Annotated in this window: 19 protein-coding genes; 4 read left to right on the top strand and 15 right to left on the bottom strand. The window is 57.3% G+C overall.

The genetic code is table 11. The features are described 5' to 3' along the window. Positions 1-83: 83 nt before the first annotated feature. From AVCG78_RS22445 to AVCG78_RS22395, 11 genes are all read right to left on the bottom strand, one after another. Positions 84-974 carry a LysR family transcriptional regulator gene (locus AVCG78_RS22445; RefSeq protein WP_071205519.1) on the bottom strand — a complete coding sequence of 297 codons (891 nt, stop codon included), beginning with the start codon at positions 972-974 and terminating at the stop codon, positions 84-86. Beyond that, entirely contained in the window at positions 974-1,564 is a 591-nt protein-coding gene (locus tag AVCG78_RS22440; protein ID WP_071205520.1) for a 4'-phosphopantetheinyl transferase family protein, read from the bottom strand. The genes AVCG78_RS22445 and AVCG78_RS22440 overlap by 1 nt, the downstream gene beginning before the upstream one ends. A gap of 228 nt (positions 1,565-1,792) precedes the next feature. Continuing rightward, positions 1,793-2,005, bottom strand: a complete 213-nt coding sequence (locus AVCG78_RS22435) for a hypothetical protein (RefSeq protein WP_139191501.1) — start codon at positions 2,003-2,005, stop codon at positions 1,793-1,795. Between the two features lie 232 nt (positions 2,006-2,237). Then, positions 2,238-2,441 (bottom strand): hypothetical protein, encoded by a 204-nt coding sequence (locus AVCG78_RS22430; protein ID WP_071205524.1) that lies wholly within the window; start codon positions 2,439-2,441, stop codon positions 2,238-2,240. Positions 2,442-2,658: 217 nt separating this feature from the next. Further along, positions 2,659-3,678 carry an alkene reductase gene (locus AVCG78_RS22425; RefSeq protein ID WP_071205526.1) on the bottom strand — a complete coding sequence of 340 codons (1,020 nt, stop codon included), beginning with the start codon at positions 3,676-3,678 and terminating at the stop codon, positions 2,659-2,661. 79 nt (positions 3,679-3,757) lie between these two features. Further along, positions 3,758-4,729, bottom strand: coding sequence for a pseudouridine-5'-phosphate glycosidase (locus AVCG78_RS22420; protein WP_071205528.1), 972 nt, complete (start codon positions 4,727-4,729; stop codon positions 3,758-3,760). Beyond that, entirely contained in the window at positions 4,730-4,969 is a 240-nt protein-coding gene (locus tag AVCG78_RS22415; protein ID WP_071205531.1) for a tautomerase family protein, read from the bottom strand. It lies immediately after the preceding gene. Positions 4,970-4,972: 3 nt separating this feature from the next. Next, a complete protein-coding gene (locus tag AVCG78_RS22410) occupies positions 4,973-8,878 on the bottom strand; it encodes an amino acid adenylation domain-containing protein (RefSeq protein ID WP_174089764.1) in 3,906 nt (1,301 codons plus the stop codon). A gap of 135 nt (positions 8,879-9,013) precedes the next feature. Then, on the bottom strand, positions 9,014-9,937 hold the full coding sequence (locus AVCG78_RS22405) for an EamA family transporter (RefSeq protein ID WP_071205533.1): 924 nt from the start codon (positions 9,935-9,937) through the stop codon (positions 9,014-9,016). Further along, complete coding sequence (gene upp, locus AVCG78_RS22400) at positions 9,909-10,586, bottom strand: uracil phosphoribosyltransferase (protein WP_174089765.1); 678 nt, start codon at positions 10,584-10,586, stop codon at positions 9,909-9,911. Before upp ends, AVCG78_RS22405 begins: the two co-directional genes overlap by 29 nt. Positions 10,587-10,595: 9 nt before the next feature. Further along, entirely contained in the window at positions 10,596-11,285 is a 690-nt protein-coding gene (locus AVCG78_RS22395; protein WP_071205535.1) for a phosphoribosylanthranilate isomerase, read from the bottom strand. A gap of 423 nt (positions 11,286-11,708) precedes the next feature. Here AVCG78_RS22395 and AVCG78_RS22390 point away from each other — a divergent pair. Then, a protein-coding gene (locus AVCG78_RS22390) for an IS3 family transposase (protein WP_235694959.1) occupies positions 11,709-12,898 on the top strand; the annotation gives its coding sequence in 2 pieces (ribosomal slippage) (positions 11,709-11,958 and positions 11,958-12,898; 1,191 coding nt in all). A 56-nt stretch (positions 12,899-12,954) separates the two neighbouring features. On the opposite strand, the gene AVCG78_RS22385 is transcribed toward AVCG78_RS22390, so the two are convergent. The 4 genes from AVCG78_RS22385 to AVCG78_RS22370 are packed head-to-tail and all read right to left on the bottom strand — an operon-like array spanning position 12,955 to position 16,583. Further along, complete coding sequence (locus tag AVCG78_RS22385; protein ID WP_235694961.1) at positions 12,955-13,668, bottom strand: GntR family transcriptional regulator; 714 nt, start codon at positions 13,666-13,668, stop codon at positions 12,955-12,957. Next, positions 13,658-14,575, bottom strand: coding sequence for an isocitrate lyase/phosphoenolpyruvate mutase family protein (locus tag AVCG78_RS22380; protein WP_071205866.1), 918 nt, complete (start codon positions 14,573-14,575; stop codon positions 13,658-13,660). The genes AVCG78_RS22385 and AVCG78_RS22380 overlap by 11 nt, the downstream gene beginning before the upstream one ends. After that, on the bottom strand, positions 14,572-15,387 hold the full coding sequence (locus AVCG78_RS22375) for a citryl-CoA lyase (RefSeq protein ID WP_081355552.1): 816 nt from the start codon (positions 15,385-15,387) through the stop codon (positions 14,572-14,574). Before AVCG78_RS22375 ends, AVCG78_RS22380 begins: the two co-directional genes overlap by 4 nt. After that, positions 15,387-16,583: a CaiB/BaiF CoA transferase family protein gene (locus AVCG78_RS22370; protein WP_071585404.1), complete on the bottom strand. Its 1,197-nt coding sequence runs from the start codon at positions 16,581-16,583 to the stop codon at positions 15,387-15,389. Before AVCG78_RS22370 ends, AVCG78_RS22375 begins: the two co-directional genes overlap by 1 nt. A gap of 309 nt (positions 16,584-16,892) precedes the next feature. On the opposite strand from AVCG78_RS22370, the gene AVCG78_RS22365 reads away from it, so the two are divergent. The 3 genes from AVCG78_RS22365 to AVCG78_RS22355 are packed head-to-tail and all read left to right on the top strand — an operon-like array spanning position 16,893 to position 19,438. Continuing rightward, positions 16,893-17,882 (top strand): Bug family tripartite tricarboxylate transporter substrate binding protein, encoded by a 990-nt coding sequence (locus AVCG78_RS22365; RefSeq protein WP_071205862.1) that lies wholly within the window; start codon positions 16,893-16,895, stop codon positions 17,880-17,882. Further along, entirely contained in the window at positions 17,879-18,955 is a 1,077-nt protein-coding gene (locus tag AVCG78_RS22360; RefSeq protein WP_139191514.1) for a Bug family tripartite tricarboxylate transporter substrate binding protein, read from the top strand. The genes AVCG78_RS22365 and AVCG78_RS22360 overlap by 4 nt, the downstream gene beginning before the upstream one ends. A gap of 3 nt (positions 18,956-18,958) precedes the next feature. Further along, positions 18,959-19,438, top strand: coding sequence for a tripartite tricarboxylate transporter TctB family protein (locus AVCG78_RS22355; RefSeq protein ID WP_071205860.1), 480 nt, complete (start codon positions 18,959-18,961; stop codon positions 19,436-19,438). Positions 19,439-19,440: the final 2 nt, after the last annotated feature.

Genomic DNA, 19,440 nt, shown 5'->3' with positions numbered 1-19,440 from the left:
CTAGTAGAGCGTGGATCGTGGCGAAGTTACAAACTGGGTCAGACTCTGCCGATAATCAACTGCTATATCCTGAGAACTTACACCTAGTACACTTTCAAGGCACGTGACATGAAGTCGATGAAAAGACGCGTGCGCCGTGGCAGGAAATTGCTCTGCGGGTACATGGCATATATCGTCAGCGGTTCCATGGCCCAGTCGGAGAGCAGTTCCACCAAGCGTCCTTCCGCAAGCTCTCGGGACACATATGGGCGCGGGATACGAGCAATGCCCATACCTGCCACGGTCAGCGATTTGATCGCCTCGCTACAATTCGATTTATGCTGAGCACGGACGCTAACATAGCAACTTTCCCCCTGAGCGGAAAAGCGCCATTTCTGGTCGCCGATATTGGCACCGTGTACCACGAGCTGATGATCCTCTAGATCCTTCGGGCTTTTGAGGCTTTGCGACTTCTGCACATAACTGGGCGCTGCGCATATGGCATAGGTCACCGAGCCGATGCAGCGCGACATCAGCGTCGAATCCTCCAGGCGTTGACTGGCCCGCACAGCCACGTCGAAATTTCCCTCAACAAGTTGCTGCTTCTCTTCGCTGAGGCAAAGATCCAGCGAACATTCGGGGTTTTCCTCATTGAACTGCGGAAGGACCGGAAGGATCAGATGCAGTCCCAATGTCACAGGCATGGTCACGCGCAAGGTCCCGCGAAGCTCTGCCCCGCTCTGGCTGGCAACTTCATCGGCTTGTTCGTGACGCCATAAAAGCTCGCTCACAATCTGGTAATATCGCGATCCTGCCTCGCTGGGCATGACACCGCGCGTGGTGCGATTGACCAAGGTCACCCCAACATGGGCCTCAAGCTCGCGAATATTCTTGCTGATCGCGGGACGCGAGAGTCCAATATTATTTCCAGCTTTAGTAAAGCTTCGAGCTTCGATAACTGCGCAAAATACTTTCAACGCGGTAAATCGATCCATTAGCGCATTCCTTGAAAATCTTTATTTTTAAATACAACCGAAAATTTGTTGTGTAATATCATATTTCTGAGTCGATGAAAGTCTGCTCCGGCAGATGTAAACAGTGATTTGCTGACAGACGCTTGTAAACTAACCGATTTCACAGATGTTGTGTTGGTGAGAGGCCAAAACACCGAGCTACAGAGCCGTATTCCAAGATCTTTGGAGGTGCGGGAAATATGCCAAAGGCGCTGGATCCCACCGCCGGCCACTGCGATAAGGTGATGGTCGTCGGCAGGACACCAGCTTCCCGACACAGCGAATTCTGGCGACCTGGCCTGGAAGCCGTCCTCACTGGCGCACATCTGCAATAGCCGTGGAACCAAGGCAAAGGCCGTTCTTTGGGCCTTTAGCGTGGCTTCGATGGCGGTCCAGTATTGCAGCGCCGACAGTCCGGTGGGAAGCGGCGCAAGATTCGGAAGAACGTCACCCCACACAGCCCGGGCGGGCATCTGTTCGATATCGAGCCCCACAGGAGCCATCCGGTCCAGGGCTAGCCCGACCCAAGCGCTGCAGTGGCTGAGACTGAAATGCACATCGCTGTCGCGCAAGAACGGAACGTTTCAGCAGATGCGCGGCTTCGAACCGCCTCTGATCAAGCGCGGAGCGGAAATGGCCCAGACGATGAAGCTCTTCTGAGGAAAGCCAGTCGCGTGAAAAGCGACAGTCTGCGACGACATCATGCGGGGCCGCTATGATCACCGTTCGCGGTGAACGCGTTGAAGGGGGACATATCATCGGAATCGAAGCTTGAAGACGCTTCAGCTTCTGCATTGGTCCTACCATCCGACCGTAAGGCGCTGCCCCGCTTTCGCACGAAGCTCTAAGGTCCAGCATGGCGACAGCGAAATCGGCATAAGAGATGAGTGAACCCCGTCCTCCTGGGTCATCAGCGTATCGCGGCCAAGCGCATAGCGTCCGGTGCGCCGCTCCTCGGTCAGAAGCGCCGCCGGACGCAAGCAAATCCAGTCCATACCGTCGCTCTCGCTCAAAAGATGGTCCTGCCGGTCGAAGGCTTCGGCTATCGGACGAAAAACCTAGCCTCGGGCAGAAATCCGGGCACTGATAAAACCGTATGACCGCGACCATCTGCCAAATAAAGCGGCGTTGCGCCGCCGGTTAGATAGAGGCGCTTTTTTGGCTTTTCCCACTGCCTCTATTGCATAATTTTCACCTTAAATCGGAATCGATTTAAGGTGAAAATTATGCAGTAGATATAAAGCGCTACAGCGAACCGCTGTGCGCCATGGTCACCAACAAGCCCTCCTGCCCGCCGATGCCGGGATTAAGCGCGGATAGCGTGACATCATCACGGGCGAAAAGTGCCTCCAGCCGTCCGGGTTGCGACAGAATATCAAGAGCCTCGAAGCGCAGGTCGGACGATGCCGGCAGCGACGGCGAAGGGGTACGCGCGCAAGCCGTCTCCATATGATCACGGTGACGCGTTCACCTAATGGAGTCCGACCATACCGGTCGCGCCTAGAATGAGCAGGTTCATAATCTCATACTCTTCGGCAACGTCTTGGACATGAAAACACGCTCTGAGCCGTGTGGGCCAGACTGCGTGGGGCGACCGAGACCGCCCCTGCTCCTTCGGCCTCCCGTAGTCAGCGACCTGGGAGGTGCAGCCCAAAGATCATAAATGCTAGACAACCTGATCGAGCGTCGGGTAGTCGGTGTAGCCACGGCTATCGCCGCCATAGAAGGTCGCCTCGTCGGGAAGATTGAGCACAGCATCTACCTTCAGACGGGCAACCAAATCAGGATTAGCAAGGAACAATGCTCCGAGCGCCACGCCATCAGCGAGGTTCTCGTTCAAGATTGGAGAGATCACCTCGGTAGAGGTCGGCCAGGACCGCGTATCCTTATGCGGATTCAGGATGAAAGGCCCCTGCCACAAGGCGCGGATTTGCTGCGTCATGTCACGGTTATTGGCTTCCATGATGTGAAGATAAGCTAGATCACACGACAAACTAGGGACCAATGCGCGATAGATCGCATCCGTATCGCCTTCGGCAATGTCGTTATAGGGGTTTGCGGGCGATATCCTTACCCCCACGCGGCCTGCCCCGATGGCCTCGGCACAGGCCGCAATTGTCTGCTGGGCGAAACGAATACGATTTTCGACAGGCCCGCCAAACTGATCAATGCGATGGTTGGTATTTTGCGACAGGAACTGATGGATTAGAAAACCGTTGCCGGCGTGTACCTCGATCCCGTCGAACCCCGCTTCAATCGCCAGTCTGGCCGCGTTGACGTGATCGGCAATGGCCTGTTCGATATCGGCCACCGTCATCTCTCGCGGCAGAGGGTATGGCTTCATCCCGCCCGGCGTATAGGCTTCTCCGGCCGCTGCAACCGCCGAAGGCGCAATCGAACCATGCGCGGACGGATAGAGGTCGGGATGCCCGATTCGCCCCGCATGCATGAGTTGGGCGACGATCTTGCCACCTTTATCATGCACGGCTTTGGTTACAGGCTTCCAGCTTGCCGCTTGTTCATTGGTGAAAAGACCGGGCGCATTTGCGAACCCTTGCCCGACCTGACAGGGATGCATCCCTTCGCTGACAATCAGACCAGCGCTTGCCCGTTGGCCATAGTATTTTGCCATCAGCGCGGTCGCATGACCTTGCACCGTAGCGCGATTGCGCGACATCGGGGCCATGACAAGGCGGTTGGCGACGCGAATGGCGCCATAAGCTGTAGATTGGAAAGTAAGATCCGTTATCATCTGATATATCTTTTCATGAGTTGACTGGTTGAAAGATCGCGTTGCGCTGCGGCGCGATTTCCGCAAGTGCTACGGCGATATCTCCGGCGGTTTGTGCCGTGCTCACCAGCACCGCGGCATTGGCGCGCGAGGTCTTACCGTGAGTGGCCGTGTCCAGCGCGCGCATGATGAATTTGGTCAGGCCCGGGCCCGTCACATTCTCAGATTGCGCCTGTTGCAGGGCCGTGGTGAGGGCGGCTTCGGCGAGTTCCAGCGGCACCGCGTCTTCGGGCCGCGGCGGCACAGTAACCACCACCCCGCCTGGAGCGCCCGAGGCCGCATGCAGGATGATCGCACGCGCGATATCTGCCGGATCATCCAACCTCTGCGGGCATTTCAAGCCGCTCGATTCGCAGAAGAAAGCCGGGAAATAGTCAGATTTATACCCGACTAGCGGCACGGAATGGGTCTCCAGAAACTCCAGCGTTAGCGGCAAATCCAAAATCATCTTTGCCCCCGCACAAACCGTAGTGACACGGCTTCGGGTGAACTGGATAAGATCTGCCGACACATCCATGCTGTGTGTGGCGCCCCGATGGACCCCGCCAATACCCGCCGAGGAGAAGACGGATATGCCTGCCCATTGTGCACAGACCAGCGAAGAGGCGACCGTCGTGGCTCCTGTCCCGCCTTTGGCGAGCACGAAAGGCAGATCGCGACTGGAAACTTTGGGAATGCCTTCCGACGTAGCAAAGCGCGCAAGCAGCCGCTCATCCGATCCATAGATGACGGCTCCCTCGTCAACGAAGATTGTGGCCGGGACCGCCCCCGTGTCGCGCACGGCGGTTTCCATACGCTGCACGCAGTCGATATTTTGCGGATAGCGCAAGCCGTGGGTGATCACATTGGATTCCAGTGCCACGACCGGACGGCCTTCTGCCAAAGCGTCCGCTACTTCGGACTGGAACTTCAGTGTCAGCCCGTGATCCAGGGAAACCTGTTTCATTCATACCTCCGGTAAGGTGTAGCAGGGACGCCGCAGTAACCTGTCAGCGCTTGCCACGATGCGCGGCAAGGCAACCTTTGCGTTCCAGTCCTCTGGCGCGACGGGCTCCAGCGCGATGGAGATGGCCGAAATTGGCACGTCGAGGCTTTCGCATAGCGCTTGGGTCAGAGCAGCATCGAGACGCGCGCGCTGGGCATCGCTGAGGGGGCGGTCGAAATAAGCGAGATCGATATGTGGCAAGGTCTAATCCTGAAAAGCTGGGGTAATCGCACCAGCCTGCTGGCTGGCCGAGTGTTGGATGAGGCGTGCCAGATCGGCCGCGTATGGCCGCTGGAGCACCTGATAATGGTTCTGTGGCATGGTCAGAGTGGTCACGGGGCGGGCAGCAAAGCCAGTGGCCTGCTCAAGGAAGGAATAGTCATCCCCCTTCGCTTTGATGACCGTCATCGGGGCGTTGATCCGGCGTCCGAGCAGTTCGGCAAATGTATAGTCGAACTGGTAGGTCGTGCGGACGATCCCGATGATCCGCGCTGCCATTTCCCGCGGCATTTCGGGCTGTTCCGCGCAAAGATGGTCAAGGAAGGCCGGCTCGCTATTGCCAATAGCCAGCATCCGGCGGGTTCGTCCAATATCAATCTGACCGGCAAATACCGAGAGCAGGATCGCCATATAGGATGGGTCGCCCAAAACCGCCTGTCGTGGGCGCGAGAGAGCCTTGTTGGTCGGATCGAGCGCGGCAAGCTCGGGCGGAAGCGAGGGATTGCCAGGGCAGACTAGAACCAGTTGGTCCACTTCGACCCCCTGCTGTTCAAGCTGCCATGCCGCCTCGAACGCCACTCGCGCGCCAAAGGAATATCCCCACAGCGTCACCGGCCCCTCGGGGTGGCGGGCCAGAAGTTCGGCAATATCGTCGCGCGCCATTTCGGCAATCGTTGCAGCGGGGGTCTCGCCTTCATTCAGCCCTTGGGCCTGTATGCCGAAGACGGGACGCGCTTGCTCTTGCGCCAGCGCCCGCAAATTCATCGGATAGCCGCCCAGTCCGGGCCAGATGAAGATAGGCCGTCCCTGGTTCTGCTGGTTCAGTCTTACTAAGCGCTTCGGCGCATCTGTCCCGTCGGTTATCCGGACCCTGTCGATTTCCTGCGCCAGCACGCGCAAGACGGTATGTTCGAAAATCGCCTGGGTCGGCAACGCGCAGCCGAAAGTCAGTTTGATCCGGTGCAAAAGCGCGATCGCCCTAAGGCTGTTTCCGCCAAGCGCGAAAAAATCATCCTCTTGCGAAATTTCATCGACCGACAGCAGCGATGCCCAAAGCGATGCTAGAGCGATCTGCGTCGGACCTTCCGGCGCGATATAGGGACGCGGTGCGAGTGCTTCGAGCAATTGCGGCGCAGATTTGATCGCGTTGCAGTCGATCTTGCCATTGGCCGAAAGCGGCAATTTATCGAAGAGCACCACATCGCTGGGGATCATATAATCGGGCAGGCTGCATTTGAGCTGCCTCCGGATCATCTCTGCGGGCCCTTCCATATGGACCGCATCTTCATTCATGCCCTGGCTTTCGATCTGCGCCCAGCTGACCCGCCCACCGAGGGAGAAATAGCTGGGCCCCGTTTCGATGCCGCAACCCGCCAGAATACGGTCGAATCGTTTGGCAGCCGGCAGAGGGTGATCAGAATGCGAACTATAGCCCGACGCCATGAAACCGAAGAATGCAGCGTTGGCCTGCGCGCAATGCTGGGCGAAGCCAAGGCCAATATAGTTGCGCGTCTCATCCGTATCGCGGCCCACGAAGGTAAGGCCAAAGGAGGATCGCGCAAAGATCGACTGGTTGATCGCGATAACATCGTTCTCGCGGATCATCTCCTCGGAGATCCACATCAGATCCCCCTCGAAAACGCGATACGTGCCCGTCCGCAACCCGCTCAGCGTCGCGGAATGGGCTTGCAAAAAGACATCCAGTTCAGGCATCCAGCGCTGTGCCGCCGGCACGATATCGAAGGCGGCGATATTGTAATCCTCTTCGGGCAGGTCCAGACGCGCGATCAGGTCCTCGCAGGTAGGTGCAGGCGCCACGCCTTGCCCCAAGGCTGCAAGCTGGTGCGCTAGAACCCCGAGCATATGCCCCGCCTCAATCTTCATGACCTCTGCGATATTGGTTTTATAGACCCTTTCGAACGGCGCATGGCGCCCGGCGAAATGGCACCGCACCGCGCCCCGGTCCAGATCGCTTTGCGGATGGCTGGCGGCGACAAAACGCAGGCAATGCTGCGCGGGGTCGTAATAATGCAGCCCGTCTTGCAGCCCTGTCACGCCGCATGTTTCCAGGTAGAGCTGCGTGGCATAAAGTGCGCCTGGTGAGGCATAGGCGTATTTGGGCAACAAGCGCTCTTCGCTGTGAAATTGTCCCATCCAGCGCAGAAGGGTCCCTAGGCGCTCAAGCGTCAGCGGCTTGAACGCCCCGATCTTGCCGCCCGAAAGCCGCGCCCGCCAATCTTGCAAGAAGGCCGTGAGCGCTTGCAAATCCAATGGCGAGCCATCAAAGAAACGGTAGGTTTTGCGGGCGAACACCTCGGCGCGCATCTGTTCGGTCTCGCGTTGTCCGACCAAGGGCACGACGGGTTCGTCCGACCTTTCGGCGCGCAACCCGACATTCGAAAGCTGCGCCTTGACCTGAAGCTTGTTCCGTTTCGAGAGATGGTGGCCTTCGGCCACGTCCTGATCCATCACAGCTGCCTGACGCGGATTTAGCTCGATACAAGCGATCAACCGGTCTTCTTGACTGCGTGCATCCTTGATCACCACGACCGCTGCGGCATTCACCCACGGACTAGTAGCGATAGAAGATGCGATTTCCTCAAGCTCGACACGATATCCACGCAGCTTGATCTGGTTATCAACGCGCCCCAGAAAATGCAGCGTGCCATCAGGCTGCCAAACACATTTGTCTCCGGTTCGGTACATACGTTCGTCTTGTCCCCACGGACATGGCAGGAACCGTTCGGCTGTCTGCTCCGGTGCATTTCGATAGCCGCGCGCCACCTGCGGCCCCGAAATGTACAGCTCGCCCTCTTGGCCGACTGCCGTCGCCTTGAGATCGGCATCCAGGACGTGACAACGCATTCCTGTTACAGGATGGCCGATGGACACCACCGGATTGAGATTGATCAGATCATAAGGGCGCACCTCGTGGGCGGTGGCATTGATCGTGGTTTCAGTCGGGCCATAAAGATTGACCAGCTTCAACCAAGGCATATTGGCAAGAATCGACCCCGCCAGTTTGCGGGTCAAGGCTTCCCCGCCCGAGAAAATCGCGCGCAAGTCATTGAGCGCCCGAAAGCCTTCGTGTTGCAACAAAGCGCTGAGAAGCGTCGGCACGGCCTGCAAATGCGTGACCTGCGTCTGCGCCATCCGCGCGATCAGCGCGTCAGTATCGCGATAGATGCCCACCGACCCGCACACCGTGCAGGCGCCGACCGCTGGGGCCAGAATTTCCCATTGTGCGGCGTCAAAGCTGATCGGGGTCTTTTGCAGAATACGCGTGTCGGGCGTTAAATAAAGCTGTTCGGCAAGCCAGCAGATCTGGTGGACAAGGGCGGACCGCGGCACCTCGACACCTTTGGGCCGCCCGGTCGAGCCGGACGTATAGATCACATAGGCCAGGTCGCCGCCCGAGGGCAGCGGTGCGATCTCTGTCGCGGCCCGTGTGTCGCTGCGAAACCCCGCCAGAAGCTCTTCAATCCGCAGAATTTCAACATCCGCCGGAGCGATCGCGCGCAGGCGATCGACCAGGCACGATTGTACGATCACCTGTTTCAGGCAGCTACTCTCGATGATGTAGCTGAGGCGTTCATCCGGGTATTCCGGCGCCAGCGGGACATAGCCGCGCCCGGACCAGACGATCCCCCAAAGGGCGAGGCTCATCAATACCGACGGTTCGACGAACATACCTGCCACATCCGCAGCCCGCAGCCCCTGCAAGGCCGCCGCCACACTCGCGGCGCCGCACGCCAGCTCGGCGAAGGTCAGGTCGAAGCCAGTCCCAGCCTCTCCGAGCACCGCTAAATCCTGCGGCCGCGCCAAAGAGACCTTATGCAGCATCGCAGCAAGACTGGAATGCGGTCCATCGTCATGTACCGTTTCAATCACAAAGCTGCCGTCCGATTCGGGTCGCACGGCACATAAATAAGGGGATTTATTATTACATGTCATGATCAAAATTGCTTTTCTTGATGGGAGATTCACGAGTGAAAGACGTACACAACATGGGTGTAGTAACCTGCATTATCCTCCTTGGGCCGGTTTGCTTGATAATTGCTTCCGAAACGCCGAGCCCAAGCCGAAGAAACTCACCTGTGGCTGCGACAGATAGACCGAAACCAGGACCAGCATACCGCCGCCAAACTGAATCCAAGTCAGTGTCTGGCCCAGAAAGATCGCCCCCAAAATGGCCGCTGTCAGCGGGCTGAGAAGCGAAAGAAACGACACGGTCAAGGCAGGCAGACGTGCGATTCCCCTAAACCAAAGCGCATAGGTCACGAGCGCCCCCAGCATGCTGAGATAGCTCAGTCCGCCGATATTCCGCAGCGTGAGCGTTTCGGGAAAGGACTCAGTCATCAACGCGAAGGGCACCAGAGCCAAGCCGCCAAAGGTCAGCTGCCAGCCGGTCAGCGCCAGCAGCGACATATTGTCGGGACGACCGAATTTTTTGGCCAGTACCATCCCCGTCGCCATCGAGAATGCCCCGGCCAGACCCGCGGTCACCCCTTGGGTATTGAGCATGACATCGGAGCGCAGCGCGACAAGCGCCACCCCAAGCGCCGCGCAAAGGCACGCCAGAATCTGCGTTGCGCGCACCGGGTTGCGAAATAGAATCGCGCTGTAAATGAGAACGATAACCGGCTGAATCGACATCAGCAGCGCCGCAATCCCGCCGGGCAGATGATAAGCCGCCAGAAACAAGAAGTAAAAGAAAGCACCAATATTCAGCACCCCCAGAAGGGCCGCGCGCCACCACCAGTGGCCCTGCAACATTTTCCTTTGCAGCAACACCAGAATAAGCCCTGCGGGCAAAGCGCGTAAAACGGCCGCGGTCAGCGGAATACCGGGCGGCAGGAATTGGGTTGTCACGAGATAGGTGCTGCCCCAAACGAGCGGAACCAACGCCGTGATTAACAGATCAAACCGCTGCCTCGACTTGTTGTCCATTTTGCCCTCCAGAACTGATTGTGCCGAAATAACGATCCCCGAAATCTCCAATCCCCGGGATCATGAACGCCTCCTGGTTTAGTTGCTGCTCGATCGATGAACTCACGATGGTCACATGGGGATAGCGCGCGCTGACACGCTTGATCCCTTCAGGGGAGGCGAGAATATTGGCAAAGACGACATGCTTTTCCTGCACGCCCTTCTTCAGCAATTCCGAGATAGCCATCAGCGCTGAGCCACCCGTCGCCAGCATGGGCTCCATCATGATCACATGGCGCTGTGCGATATCTTCGGGCAGCGCGCTGTAAAATAGTCTTGGTTGTTTGGTGATCTTGTCGCGCTGGATCAGGATCTTGCCGATAGGAATGGCGGGCAGCATCTTGGACAATTCGAATTCCATGCTTTCTCCCGCGCGCACAATCGAAACGGCGCAAAGGGGCGCATCCAGCTCCGCACCCAGATAGGTCGCCCCGACAGGGGTTTGCACCGATCGATCACAGTAGGGTAACTGGTCAAGACAAAGCTCCAGCACGTTGCGGATCACGCAATTGGCGTTGGCGACGAAAGTCTCGCGCGGCGCGGTCGCGCGGCGCATCTCTGCATGGAGCGCCCGCAATCTCTGCGTTTGGGGAAGTTCGATCAAAGGCATGGCGACGCTCTACTGGGTAATCTGGAGCGAAAGTTCGGAAAATGCCCTTTTGGCTTCGGCACAGAAGGCCCGCACCTTTTCCGCGCATTTGCGCTTGTCCACTCCTTCCAGCAAGGAATGCGCATCCACTGCTGCTGGGCGCACCGCAAGGATCGCGTCATACACATTGTCCGGCGATAGACCGCCCGCCATCATCAAGGGCTTGGGGGAGTAGCGGGCCAATTCCGCGCTCACATTCCAGTCATGAGTCAAGCCGGTTGCGCCCTTCGCACCGGTTTTCGGATCGAACGTGTCGGTGATATACATATCGACATACTCGGCGCTGTCATCGATCAATTTGCGCAGCTCCGGCAGGTTGTCGGAGGACACAACCAGACTTTTGAGTAGGTAAAGATCCGGCCGATCGGAACGCAGCTTGGCAAGCTCCGCCATCGGAATATCGCCATGAATCTGCACCGCATCCAGACCGAGCTGGTCGCAAAATTGCGATATCTCGTCGGCGGTCGTCATGTAGCTGATTAGAACCGCGCGCTGCGGTGCCTTGAGGCCTTTGATGATGGTCGTAGAGTCAGCTTCAGAAATATCGTCTTTTCCAGACGGCAGGCGCAGAGGAAATCCGATCCAGTCCGCGCCGTTTTCAAAGCAGAGCTTCGCCTCTTCGCTATCAATAATGCCGGCAACCTGAACAATATTTTGCATCCGTTGGTCCATCCATGTGAGTCGGTTTCGTGCAACGCGGTGGACAAGATGGCCAAACGGAACGGCGCAGAAGATCGCTTTTGGTAACAACCGACGTAACTGACGAGAGCTGGCTCTGGAAATCTGCACAGCTAGGATAAGTGGAATTTCTGGCTGACGTCGGCTTAGATGCAGCCTCACTGATTTCCACTCTTTGGCCTTCCCAAAACGCGGTGAATCTGAATCTCTGTCGCAAACGGGAGGTTTACGATGCCATCGGGGATTTCGTTACGTGAAGATTTTGATGGTGAACGTCTCCGGCGGCTGGCGCGGCAGACGAAGGATGCAGCCCAGGTATGACACCTGTTGGCACTCGCCTCGGACCTTGCCCCGCTGAACTAATCCATTTTGAAATAAGCTCTGGCCGATTGAGAGGACCAGGAAATGAAGCGCAACCGTTTTACAGACGAACAGATCATCGGCATTCTGAAGGAGCATGAGGCGGGCACGCCCGTCTCGGAGCTTTGCCGCAAGCACGGTGTCAGTGATGCGAGCATCTACAAGTGGAAGGCCAAGTTGGGCGGCATGGACGTATCCGAAGCCAAGCGGCTGAAGACGCTGGAGGACGAAAACACGAAGCTGAAAAGGCTCCTGGCAGATGCGATGCTCGACAATTCGGCTTTGAAAGACCTTTTGGGAAAGAAGTGGTGACGCCCGCAGCAAAGCGGAAAGCTGTCGCTCATCTGATGGATCACCACCAGATGAGCGAACGGCGGGCGTGTAAAGCCATCGGCTTTTGCCGGATGACGATCCGTTACGAGACCAGGCGCTGCGATGACTATGACCTTCGCGAGCGGATGAAGGCGCTGGCGCATGAACGCCGCCGCTTTGGATATCGACGACTTCATGTGCTGCTCAGGCGTGAGGGTCACCTTGTGAACCATAAGCGGCTCTTCCGGCTCTATCGGGAAGAGAAGCTGACGGTGCGCAAGCGCGGCGGTCGGAAACGGGCGATAGGCACACGAGCACCGATGCTGATCCCGCTTGCCGCCAATGACCGCTGGTCCCTCGACTTCGTGTCGGATCAGTTCACCGATGGGCGCAGGTTCCGGGTGCTGACCGTCGTCGATGATTGCACCAGAGAATGCCTTGGCCTCGTCGCCGATACGTCTCTTTCTGGCCTGCGGGTTGCCCGTGAACTGGAGCGGATCATCGAGGGACGAGGCAAGCCGAAGATGATCGTCAGTGACAATGGCAGCGAATTCACCAGCAACGCGATCCTGCAATGGACGGATCGGACGAAGGTCGATTGGCATTACATCGCACCCGGCAAACCGATCCAGAACGCCTTCATCGAAAGCTTCAATGGGCGGCTGCGCGACGAGTTCTTGAATGAAACGCTCTTCTCGTCACTGAACCATGCTCGAGCAGGGCTTTCAAACTGGCGAGGCGACTACAACGATCATCGACCACACTCTGGTCTAGGCTGGCTGACACCGGCCGAGTTCGCTCAGACCATCAACCCGCGACGTGATGCGGTGCTGCGCAGCCGAAATGGCTCCGCACCGCAACCCGCCGCTACCGCCCCGAATACAGCAACCCAAAACCACTGGAGCGAACTCAAAACTGGATAAAACGTGGGGGCAAACAACTTGGCGATACCCGGGCCATTCCATAATCAAAACAAAGCCTAAACCACGCGAGCCGAGGGTGTGATGAAATTGATTTTCACTGCGGAAATTTTGTCAAGAAGGAACAGGGCTTGCCGCAGATTTTGCGATTCGAGTTCAATCGCAAGTTCTTGAGCGAGCGCAAACACCGTGTCGCCCAGCTCTTCGTCTTTTATAATTTCCTTACGAACAGTTGTGGTCCGGGCTATTAGGGCGCGAACGAGGCGCGTCGCAGTTAGATTTCCGGTTGGAGCAACAATTCGTTCGTAGATATTTTCCATAAACATTACCCTGAGAAGGGCATTAGAGTTATCTCCCGGGAAGGAGGATGGCTGGTGCAATCCTTCCCCAGTGAAGTGATCGACACCCTTCTGAATAAATCCCTTCAAGATGGTGAATAGCAGATCAATTTCATTGCGCTCCTCATCGCTGGATCGAGGCTTTGCGAAAAAACCCTTCCCTGGACGGAACTGCACGAGTTGCTCAACAGACAGCCTAATCAGCGCTTCGCGGACTGGCGTCCGGCTGATCTTGAGTTCGTCTGCAAGTGTTTGAATATTGAACTGGCTGCCCGCATTCCACCGTCGAGCATAGATGTCATCTCGAAGCGAGATATAAACCCGCGCCGACTTTTCCGGATGATCCGGAGCTAAGCTTTCGTCAGCACTCACATATGGTAAAGGGTGCTTTTCTCTCACGAGCGTTAAATCCCCTCGTTTTTCCTCACTCGCCACTTCCAACGGCGTCGATCAGCTCTCTGACCGTAGAAATGGAATCCTGAGCTTCAAGAGCTCTTTCGTGCTGCAAAATCAGCTGACAGACATTCGTCATCGCCGCATGCGCCGCGCGGATCTGTTGATTGCCATAGATCACTAAATCGATCCCGACCTCAGCCAGATCGCGCTCGTAGAATTGCGGATACGCGGTCGGTATGACGACGAGCGGCTTACTGATGCCTTTTGCACTGCACAATCTGCGGTAGTTTGTTGCAAATTCAAAGACATCTTTTCCAGAATTCACCTTAGAGTGAACGAGAATTCCGTCTGCCGCCGACTCCAGATAGACTTCAGCGCGGCGCAATGCCTCCTCGATCCCCGCGCCTGCGATCAACGCTTCAGTACGAGCGATAATCATAAAGTCCGAGCTCCTAAGGCTACTTTTCGCGTCGGCGATCTTCGAAACAAACAAGTGGGGATCCTCGAGCGCATGGCGAACGCCATCGGCGAGGCTCGTTCGCTTAGGAAACACTTTATCCTCGATCACCACAGCCGATACGCCGATTGTTTCAAGGCGGGCGCAAAGCAGCTGAAAAGCGAGGCTCTCTCCACCGGTGTCACCATCTGCGATAAGAGGCAGATCGGTAGCGGCGACAATCTCTTCGATGGTCTCCAGGCGCCGCTCGAACCTGGCCAACTCGATATCCGGCAAACCGCGAGATGTGGCCATGCTGAACCCAGACAGCCACAACCCGTCGAAGCGGGCCATTTCACCGTTCAAAGTTAAAGCGGCAGCGGTCTGTGCTACGATGGCAGAAAGGGGATTATGGGTTTCCATAAAACGGAGCGGTCGCCCCCGCCCCAGTAGCGCTTTGAGTTTAGGTCGTCGCTCTTCGGGAAGAATATGGTGGGAAAGCAAGGTCATTCTGCAGCCTCAATCTGACGATCCATCTCCATCGGCAGCGGGCCGTCATAGATGTAGGGGAAGCGGATGCGCATTGGCTTTTCGCGCTCCAGTTCCTCGCGCACGTGGGTTGCAACGCCGGCACAACGCCCGATGATGAAGATGAGCCGCGCGATGAGTGGCTCAAATCCCATACCAAGCAAGACAGCGGCGATAGCCCCATCGACATTGATTGGCAGATGACGCCCGCTCTCGGTTTCCAGCGCGCGTTCGATCGCTTTGATCATCGCAATGGGACCGGCCGAAACCGATTGGGCCTCTGCTTGGGAAAAAAGCGCGTTAGCGCGAGGATCAGCACCATGGAACCGATGCCCGAGACCCGGAAGGCGCCGTTTTTGTTCCTTGGCTTGCTTCACGATCGATAGAGCGGCCGCGTCGAGATTGCCAACGTTATCTGCAGCTCGCAAGGCCTCGGACAACATCACCATGGATGCCTCGCCAGCACCACCATGCGCGTCGCCGATCGCCAACAGGCCGCCCGCAACAGCAGCCTCTGGTGCACGCCTGTTGCCACTTGCGATCACGCGGCCGGCCAATGTGGAAGGCGATGTCGGACCATGATCCGAAGCCGCGATCAAAATGGCGTTGAAAAGACGTCCCTCGCCAGCGTTCGGTTTTCTTCCGGCAAAGAGCAGAAAAACGACGTCCCCGAACGAGCCCCAACGCATCAACTCTTCGATGGGGACGCCACGGATGTTGATACGCCCGTCACCGAAATCGGTTATGGCCGTTCGCCAGACGGCATGTGGCAGTTCTTCCGCGCTTTTCATCATCAGGCTGTCCTCGCCAGTTTCATCTCGTCTGCTGGCTTCGCATCGGGAAGATTGAGTTCTCCGAGGATTTCGGCCCGGTTCTGATCCGGCCGTGGCCCAACGGAACGGATGCGTCCGGGTGTCAGTGAAAAGCGCGGAACGACGGCGTGCATTGGATAAGCGCCGTAATCCGGATCCTCGACCGTCACAACGACACCGCGCTCGCGCACATGGGTGTTTGTAAGAAGCTGGGAGACGTCGAGGACAGGCGCGCCAGCAAGTCCTTCTCGTTCGAAGATCGCAAGGAGATCGACTAAATCATACTCCGCCAGCTTCATGATGACGATTGCATCTATTTCATCACCATTCTCGACACGCGCTTCATGCGTCGAGAATTTCGGATCTTTCAGCAAGTGACCCAAACCAAAGACCCGGAGAAACTTCTCGGCCATGGCCGGTGTAGAGACCGATATGACGACCCATTCTCCATCGCGGGTCAGATAGGTATTGCGCGGTGCATTGTTTGGAGACCGGTTGCCGCGCCTTTGCGGCGTCTTGCCGGTGAGCGTGTAGGCAGCAGCCAGCGGACCCAGAACCGAGAAGATCGGTTCAAGCAATGAGATGTCGACCACCTGCCCCTGCCCTGTCAGATCGCGGTGACGAAGCGCCACCATTGCCGAAAATGCGGCGTAGAGACCCGCTACCATATCGGCGATCGGGATCGGGGGCATGGTCGGAGGGCGATCCGGGAACCCCGTCATTGCCGCAAGCCCACTCATCGCTTCAACGAGCGTGCCGAAACCCGGGCGGGATGCATAAGGACCTGTTTGCCCCCATCCGGTGATGCTGACGATGACCAGTCCTGGGTTTCGCTCCAGCAGAATGTCGTGGGACAAGTTCCATTTGGAAAGGCCTCCCGGAATGAAATTTTCGCAGAGAATATCGGTGCGATCGATCAAGGCGAGAAGAGCCGCGTGATCTGACGGCGCGGAAAAATCCAGGGCGATACTGCGTTTGTTGCGGCCATATTCTCGCCACCACAAATCCATGCCACCATGCCGCCAGGCGCGAAGCGGATCGCCCCGCCCCGGTTGTTCGACCTTGATGACGTCGGCCCCGAGATCCCCGAACTGAAGTGTCATCATGTTGCCGGCAACCAGGCGGGTCAGGTCCAAGACCCTTACGCCATCAAGCGGCATTCTTTCCTGTTTCAGCATCTACCAGCGTCCTCACATCATTCTGAACGGATAACGCCAAGCTTTTCAGCGTTCCTCATATCGACGTGAAATAGCCCGCCGGCGGCGGATATGACCAACAAGAAAATATGGTGGTCCAACAAGTCAATTATGTTTGACCGTTCGATGTTTATTTCGGAATGAAATACTCGCAATGAAACAGCAAGTTATAAGTACATTACTGAACAATACATTCATTTAAACTTCATGCTTCTGTCACACAACTGTTATTTTCGAGTTATCACAAATCACTCCACCCAACGGCTGCTTGTTCGGCCAAAAGAGGATCATATGATTGAGCGTCGGACATTGTTGAAAACACTCGCAGGAACAGGTGCTGTGGCAGCCGCATTTGCCGTGCTCCCGCCGCATCTCGCTCTGGCCCAAACGCGCCGTATCAAACGATTGCGCATCGTCGCACCTGCCGCTGCTGGCAGCGGCTACGATGAAACAGCACGGGTATGCGAAAGGCTAATGACGGAAGCAGGACTGATCGATAGTGCCCAGATCACAAACATTCCAGGTGCCGGGGGCACTGTGGGGCTGGTGAAGTTTCTTGAGCAGTACCGCGGCCACGACGACGCGCTGCTTGTTGCTGGCAGCACGATGGTCAGCGCCATCATCGCCAACAAGACGTCAGTCGAAATTTCTGCTGCAACACCGATCGCCCGTCTTTACGGAACCGCCAATGCTTTGATCGTGCCGGCGAGCTCCCCCTACAAGACCATCGATGGTCTGATGTCCGCGTTCCGCAACGCGCCAGAGACAATCTCCTGGGCAGGCGGCTCGACCGGTGGTGGCGATCACCTGATTGCGGGCATGTTCGCAAAAACGGCCGGTGTCGATCCCAAGCGGCTGAACTATGTGGCTTTCGCGGGCGGCGGAGAAATTCTGGCCGCCCTTCTTGGCGGACATGTCACGATGGCATCGTCGACATGGGGTGAGGTCGCCGAACAGGTTCGGTCCGGCGAGGTACGCTGCCTGGGCGTTACAGCCGGAAAGGACGAGACTGGAATCACTGCCCCGACCCTCCGTTCGCAAGGCGTCGATCTCGTTTTCTATACATGGCGCGCGCTGCTCGGCGCGCCGGGCATCAATGTACAACAACGCGAAAATCTTCTCGCCACTGTCGATGCCATGATCAAGAGCGATGCCTGGAAAGCAGAGATCGTAAGACAGGGCTGGATCGATTTTTATCTCCCCGGGGATGCGTTTGCCTCGTTCGTGCAGGAGCAGTCGCAGATCTTTCGGACAACGCTTGAAAGCCTCGGGCTTGCTTGATCTTTCAAGGCCCCGAGGGCGCATACACTACCGCGCCGTCGGGTCTCCAACGGACACAGTTCGGCAAGTTTATCAGGAGGACCGGAATGATCTGCCGTCGAAACGTCATCAAAAATGCATCTGTGCTCGCGCTGTCTGCTGCTTCAGGCATCCGTCCGTCGTTCGCCGCCGGCCAGGCAATAGCCGCGCCCGGACGCCTGCGCATCATCGCGCCTGGATCTGTCGGCGGCGGCTATGACGGCATGGCCAGAAGCTTTGAAACCGTCCTGCGCGCTGCGGGACTGATCGACAGCGCGCAGATAACCAACATTCCGGGCGCTGGAGGCACGGTTGGGCTCGCGAAATTCATCGAAGAGTTTCACGGGCGTGCCGATGCCTGGCTCGCTTCAGGCAGCACGATGGTCAGCGCCATTATCGCGAACAAAGTTCAAATAGACCTTGGCGCGACGACGCCCCTGGCACGACTGTTCGGCACCTTCAACGCGCTCGTCGTACCAGTCTCTTCACCCTTCAATCGTCTGGATGATCTTCTCGTAACTCTCCGTGCGGATCCCAGCTCTGTCTCCTGGGCGGGAGGATCGATCGGGGGTGGCGACCACCTTATCGCGGGAATGGTCGCAAAAGCTGCTGGTATCGATCCCAAACGCCTCAACTTCGTGCCGTTTACCGGTGGCGGCGAAATTCTTGCCGCCTTGCTTGGCGGGCACGTGACGATGGCGTCATCGGGATGGTCAGAATTTTCAGAACAGATCCGCTCCGGTCAGATACGGTGCCTTGGCATCACAGCTGATCAGCCCACCGCCGGGATATCGGTACCGACATTGCGCGATCAGAATCTCGATGTCGTCTTTTACAGCTGGGGTGCCGTACAAGGACCACCGGCTATTTCACCAGCGGATCGCGACCATATGCTTGCGATGGTCGATACTATGGTCAGCCATCCCGCATGGAAGGTGGAAAGCGAAAAACGGGGCTGGATCGATTATTATCTTCCAGGTGCCGCTTATGAAACCTTCGTCGAGCAGCAGGCGAACCTCTATCGCCATACGCTGTCCTCGCTCGGATTGGCGTAAACGATGACAGTGTTTCATCCATTCCCTCTCGGCCTTGCCGCCGGAATTTTTCTCTCCGTGGCGGGAGCCATCGCTGCGGTCTCGGCACTTTCGATACATGTTACAACCAAGCAGATCGTTGGACCGGAAACTGCTCCTCTTGCAGTCTCTCTCCTCCTCGTGGTGACGGGTATCGTATTGTGCGTCCACGCCCTAACGGGACGTTGGGAATGCGAGGCATTCAGTCCTTCCCCAGGCAGGCTTCGCCCCGCAGCCCTCGTTTGGCTCGTGACCGGTGTTCTCTCAAGCCTTGCCCTGATCGAACCCATCGGTTTCACACCGGCATCAACCATTCTCTTTGGCGCGATCACAAGGGCGCTGGGAGCGAGGTCTTTCTTCCGAAGCCTGTTTTTCGGGTTCATCCTCAGTCTTACGCTTGAGTTGGTTTTCGTCCACGCGCTTGGCGTCGATCTCGGAACCGGCCTTCTCAGCATCACCTGGTAAAT

The sequence above is a fragment of the Gillisella vitis genome (genome assembly GCF_021559775.1).
Lineage (GTDB): Bacteria > Pseudomonadota > Alphaproteobacteria > Rhizobiales > Rhizobiaceae > Allorhizobium > Allorhizobium ampelinum.
Note: the sequence above shows the minus strand (reverse complement) of the source record. Positions and strands in the feature narration are given on the sequence as shown.